This window comes from Pseudoduganella sp. RAF53_2 (assembly GCF_052113985.1).
Taxonomy (GTDB): Bacteria; Pseudomonadota; Gammaproteobacteria; order Burkholderiales; family Burkholderiaceae_D; genus Rugamonas.
Map to the genome: position 1 here is coordinate 1 of NZ_JBFRDW010000486.1, position 4695 is coordinate 4695.

A 4695-nucleotide genomic window follows, 5' to 3' on the forward strand; every position below is an offset into this window, starting at 1 on the left:
GTTCTTGATGATGTCGCGTTCATCGTCGGTCATGCCAGTTGCATTTCCCAACGGCATGAAGCGGGTCACTACAACCTGCTGATAGATCATGGCTGCCTGGCTGTGCACTACCGAATCCAAGTCCAGGCGAATGCCGGCCTGCGCACCGCCTCCTGAGTGGCAGGTCAAACAGCGCTGATTGATAATCGCTCGTACGGTCTGGAAGGTTGGCGCAGGCGGCGGTGCATTAGCGACCAAGGTGTTGACCGCGTTTGAGATGTTGGTTGAAAACGAGGCGACATCGGTATTGGCATCCACCGAAGCAAGCATGGAACGTACCAACGCGGCCGCTGCCGCACCGCTATAGGCATTGATCTTGATATCCGTGTCTAGCGCCGCGGTGAACGCGGAGGCGACCGCCACGCGGTTATTCACCAATTTTCCATCAATCAATCCCTGAGGCGTGGTGTTAGCCAAGGCCCCGGCCATGATCGACATGGAGGCATCGGACCGGTTCAAGCCGCCGCCATTCAGAGCATTCTCCCAGAACAAAAAGCCGGAGGAGGCGGGGTCTGGCGTTCTGCCCAGCACGTTCTGGAAAATAACCGTCACAAAGGCGGCATTATCGCCGGCACCAAACAGTGCTTTCGACTCGTCACTGGTGCCAAAACTATCGACCAGCGCCCGGATGCGGCCATCGTTATTGTACGCGTCAGTCATCTGCTGAATATCAGTGGGAGCATTTAACTGAAGTAGCTGTGCCGCAAAATTATTCCGTCCGACAGGATCGGCAGCCCGTCCGAAATACGCGATATACAGCTGCTGCACTATCGGGAAATAATCTTCTGCTGCCACTTGCGCAGTTGCCTGCACTGCAGCGAGCCGCATGGGCGCAGCCGCTTGCTGGGACGATTCAGAACCGCCGCCACAGGCGGCCAGCACTACTGGAAACAGCACACAAGCTGCGATCTTCAGGAAATTCGAGACAGGCATGGTCCCTCCAATGTTGTCAGTTTGACCGTGAATACCTGGTCACACACAAAAGGTTCATGTGGCGGGTGAAGCAGTAATCGTTCAGTCGGGAAGGTTTGGGCTTTGCGCTTGCGGGGCGGTATTTTCGTTTTCGGGGCAGAAAGATAGGCGCGGAGTCTTGAATTCCACATCGTCCAATGTCAAATTGACATGGCGCCTACGGTCTGTGAGGGGCCGTGTATTTGTTGACGATTTGTTTGATTTCGCCACTTGTAGTCAATTTGTCCGCGGCCTTTCGCAAGGCCTTAATTGTTTCGGGTGTTGCGTTCTTCTTTGAGTAGAAGAGGATGAAGTCATTGCTGCCTAATACGAGTGGCGGTCCGAACTGCTCCGGGCTGATGCCTGCCATGTAGGCTCCGTAGTAGAAACCGGCGCTGGAGCCCACGCCAGCATCCAGCCTGCGCATGGAAATCATTTTCGCCATGGTCGGGTAGTCGTTGACGGCGTACTTCAAAATAGCCGAGTCCGCGTCAAACGAGGCGACATATTTACTGGTGCGTACGACACCGACAGTCTTTCCATGTAGGGCTTCTATCGTCCGGAACTGCGTTCCTTTGGGGCCGACTGCGATGATCGGCATGGTCACGATTGTCGCCACCGGTACTGCGCTGCGTGCGATCTGGTCGTTGCTGAAGCGGAGGACGAAATCCGCGTTGCCGTTTTCTATGTCCAGTGCCGTTCTGGCGTAGGGCACGAGGGCGTTGGTATAGCTGAAACCCGCTACTTCGGCAATGCGGTTGCTGATCTCATACATCATGCCGGTAGGCTGGCCGTCACTTCCAATGAAGCCCCAGGGTGCACCGTGGATGGTAATGATTTTGAGTGACGGGCTTGCGGCGGAAGCGCTAAGCGCAAAGGCGAGAAGCAGGCAGGTGAGCGGTTTGATTATTATTTTCATGGCGTCGCTGGTTGAGGGGCGGGTGCGATAGCGCTTAGCCACTCTATCAGACCGTGTTTGTTACATAAAGATTGCGCAACCATTCTGTGATCATATTGTGATATTGTGGCAGTCCCTGAAGTAATGATTGCGCAATCATGGCTGGCTTTAAGATCAAAGGACTACGCTGGTGGATGATCGGACTGGTCATGCTCGGCGCAATCATCAACTATCTCACACGCAGCACGCTGGCGGTATCGGCGCCGACTTTGCTGAAAGAACTGGGCATCACGGCCCAGGAATATTCGTACATCACCGCCACCTTCCAGGGCGCGATCATGCTGCAGCCGCTGGCTGGCTATGTGCTCGACGTGATCGGCCTGAAATTCGGCTTCGCGATCTTCGCGGCGGCATGGTCGGTCATCTGCATGGCGCATGGCATGGCAACCAATTGGCAAGCGCTGGCTGGGCTGCGCGGCCTGCTCGGTTTGGCCGAGGGATGCGCGAATCCGGCGGGGATGAAGGCGGTATCCGAATGGTTCCCGTCCAAGGAGCGCGGCCTCGCGGGCGGCATCTTCAATGTGGGCGCCTCGTTCGGCTCGATGCTTGCGCCGCCGCTGGTGGTGTGGGCCATCCTGCATTACAACTGGCAGGCAGCTTTCGTGATCACTGGCGCACTGGGACTGGTGTGGGTCATGGCCTGGCTGCTGATCTACGAAGCGCCTTCGCGCCACAAGCGCCTGTCTGACGAAGAGGCACAGTACATCGCACAAGGGCAGGAGCAGCACCTGCAAGGCGACGGCACACGCCCATCGATTCTCAGCATCCTCAAGATGCGTAATTTCTGGGGCATTGCCTTGCCACGTTTTCTGGCCGATCCTGCCTGGGGCACGCTCGCCTTCTGGGTGCCACTGTATCTGACCACCGTRCGCCATTTCGACCTGACGCAGATCGCGATGTTCGCCTGGCTGCCTTTCCTGGCCGCGGACCTTGGTTGCCTGTTCGGGCCGACCGTGGCGCTGGCGCTGCAAAAGCGCGGCGTGCGCCTGATTAATGCGCGGCGCGGCGCGTTCACGGTTGGCGCCTGCATGATGATGGGCGTGGCCTTCGTCGGCTATGTGGAAAGTCCTTACACCGCGATCGCTTTGCTTTGCCTGGCCGGCTTCGCGCACCAGACCTTGTCCGTCACCGTCATCACGATGGCGTCCGACCTGTTCCGCCGCAATGAAGTGGCCACGGTGGCGGGCATGTGCGGCACGTTCGGCAATCTGGGCCTGCTGCTGTTTTCCCTGCTGATCGGTGGACTGATGGCCACCGTCGGCTACACGCCATTCTTTGTTAGCCTCGCCGTACTGGATCTGCTGGCCGCCGTGCTGCTGTGGACTCTCGTGCGCGAACCGAAATCCCTATGATCCAGAACCCCATCCTCCGTGGCTTCAATCCCGATCCATCCATCGTTCGCGTGGGCGATGACTACTATATCGCCACATCGACCTTCGAATGGTATCCGGGCGTGCAGATTCACCACTCGCGCGATCTGGTCAACTGGCGTTTGATCACACGTCCGTTGAATCGACCCAGCCAGCTGAATATGCTGGGCGCGCCGGACTCCTGTGGCGTATGGGCGCCTTGTCTGACTTATGCGGACGGTCTGTTCTGGCTGATCTACACGGACGTCAAGCGCTATGGCCGCACGTCCACCGGCGCGGCCAGCGGTGGCGCGTCGCTGCGCGACTTTCACAATTACCTGGTCACGAGTCCGAGTATTGAAGGCCCATGGTCCGATCCGATTTTCCTGAACAGCAGCGGCTTCGATCCATCGCTGTTCCATGACGACGATGGACGCAAATATCTGGTGAACCAGTTGTGGGATCATCGTCCGGGCAGCAATCGCTTCGCCGGTATCGTGATGCAGGAATATTCGGTACAGGAGCGCCGTCTGATTGGCCAGYGCGAGAATATTTTCAAAGGCACGGCGCACGGGCTGACCGAAGCGCCGCACATCTACAAGCGCGAGGGCTACTACTATCTGCTCACCGCGGAAGGCGGCACTGGCTGGAATCACGGCGTCACCATGGCGCGCTCGCGCGACCTGCATGGACCGTACGAGTTGCATCCCGATACGACAATCCTCAGCTCGCGCAATCGTCCAGATGCCGAGCTGCAGCGGGCAGGACACGCCGACCTGGTCGAAACGCAGGATGGACACACCTACGCCGTGTATCTGTGCGGCCGTCCGCTGCGTAATCGCGGCACCTGCACGCTGGGCCGCGAGACTGCCATTCAGCCCATGGTCTGGGGCGAGGATGGCTGGCTGCGCACCGCCGACGGCCTGGGAGCGCCGGAATTGCAGCCGGCCGGGCCGGCACTGCCCGAGCATCGCTTTGCTGAACAGCCAATGCGCGAAGAATTCGACTCGTCCGAGTTGCCGCCAGCCTTCCAGTGGCTGCGCTCGCCGTGGCCGGAAGAGTTGTTCAGCCTCACTGCGCGGCCCGGCCACCTTCGTCTGTTCGGACGCGAAACCATGGGCAGCCAGTTCCGGCAAGCGCTGGTCGCGCGCCGCCAGCAAGCGCATTGCTACAGCGCGTCCACCGTGGTCGAGTTCGAGCCGGAGCACTATCAACAGCAGGCGGGTCTGGTTTGCTACTACGGTGCGGCCAAGTTCCACTACCTGTATATCACGCACGATGAGGTGCTAGGCAAGCACCTGCGCGTGATGAGCAGCTTGCCGAACCACGTGCAGACCGACACCTTTACCGCGCCTATTCCGGTGCCGTCCGGCGTGCCGGTGCAGCTGCGTGTGGAAG

General features: G+C 59.1%; 4 protein-coding genes. 2 read left to right on the forward strand and 2 right to left on the reverse strand.

Annotation, left to right across the window (positions count from 1 at the left end; genetic code table 11):
* Together AB4Z11_RS23545 and AB4Z11_RS23550 are read right to left on the reverse strand one after the other, a co-directional pair.
* Positions 1-972: DUF4214 domain-containing protein (locus AB4Z11_RS23545; protein ID WP_442028072.1), on the reverse strand; the 972-nt coding region annotated here is incomplete at its 3' end.
* A gap of 196 nt (positions 973-1168) precedes the next feature.
* Complete coding sequence (locus AB4Z11_RS23550) at positions 1169-1909, reverse strand: substrate-binding periplasmic protein (protein ID WP_442028073.1); 741 nt, start codon at positions 1907-1909, stop codon at positions 1169-1171.
* Positions 1910-2046: 137 nt separating this feature from the next.
* Between AB4Z11_RS23550 and AB4Z11_RS23555 the strand changes: the two genes are divergently transcribed.
* Both AB4Z11_RS23555 and AB4Z11_RS23560 read left to right on the forward strand, forming a co-directional pair.
* Positions 2047-3300: an MFS transporter gene (locus tag AB4Z11_RS23555; protein ID WP_442028075.1), complete on the forward strand. Its 1254-nt coding sequence runs from the start codon at positions 2047-2049 to the stop codon at positions 3298-3300.
* On the forward strand, positions 3297-4695 hold a 1399-nt coding region (locus AB4Z11_RS23560), incomplete at its 3' end, for a glycoside hydrolase family 43 protein (RefSeq protein WP_442028077.1). The genes AB4Z11_RS23555 and AB4Z11_RS23560, both read left to right, overlap by 4 nt.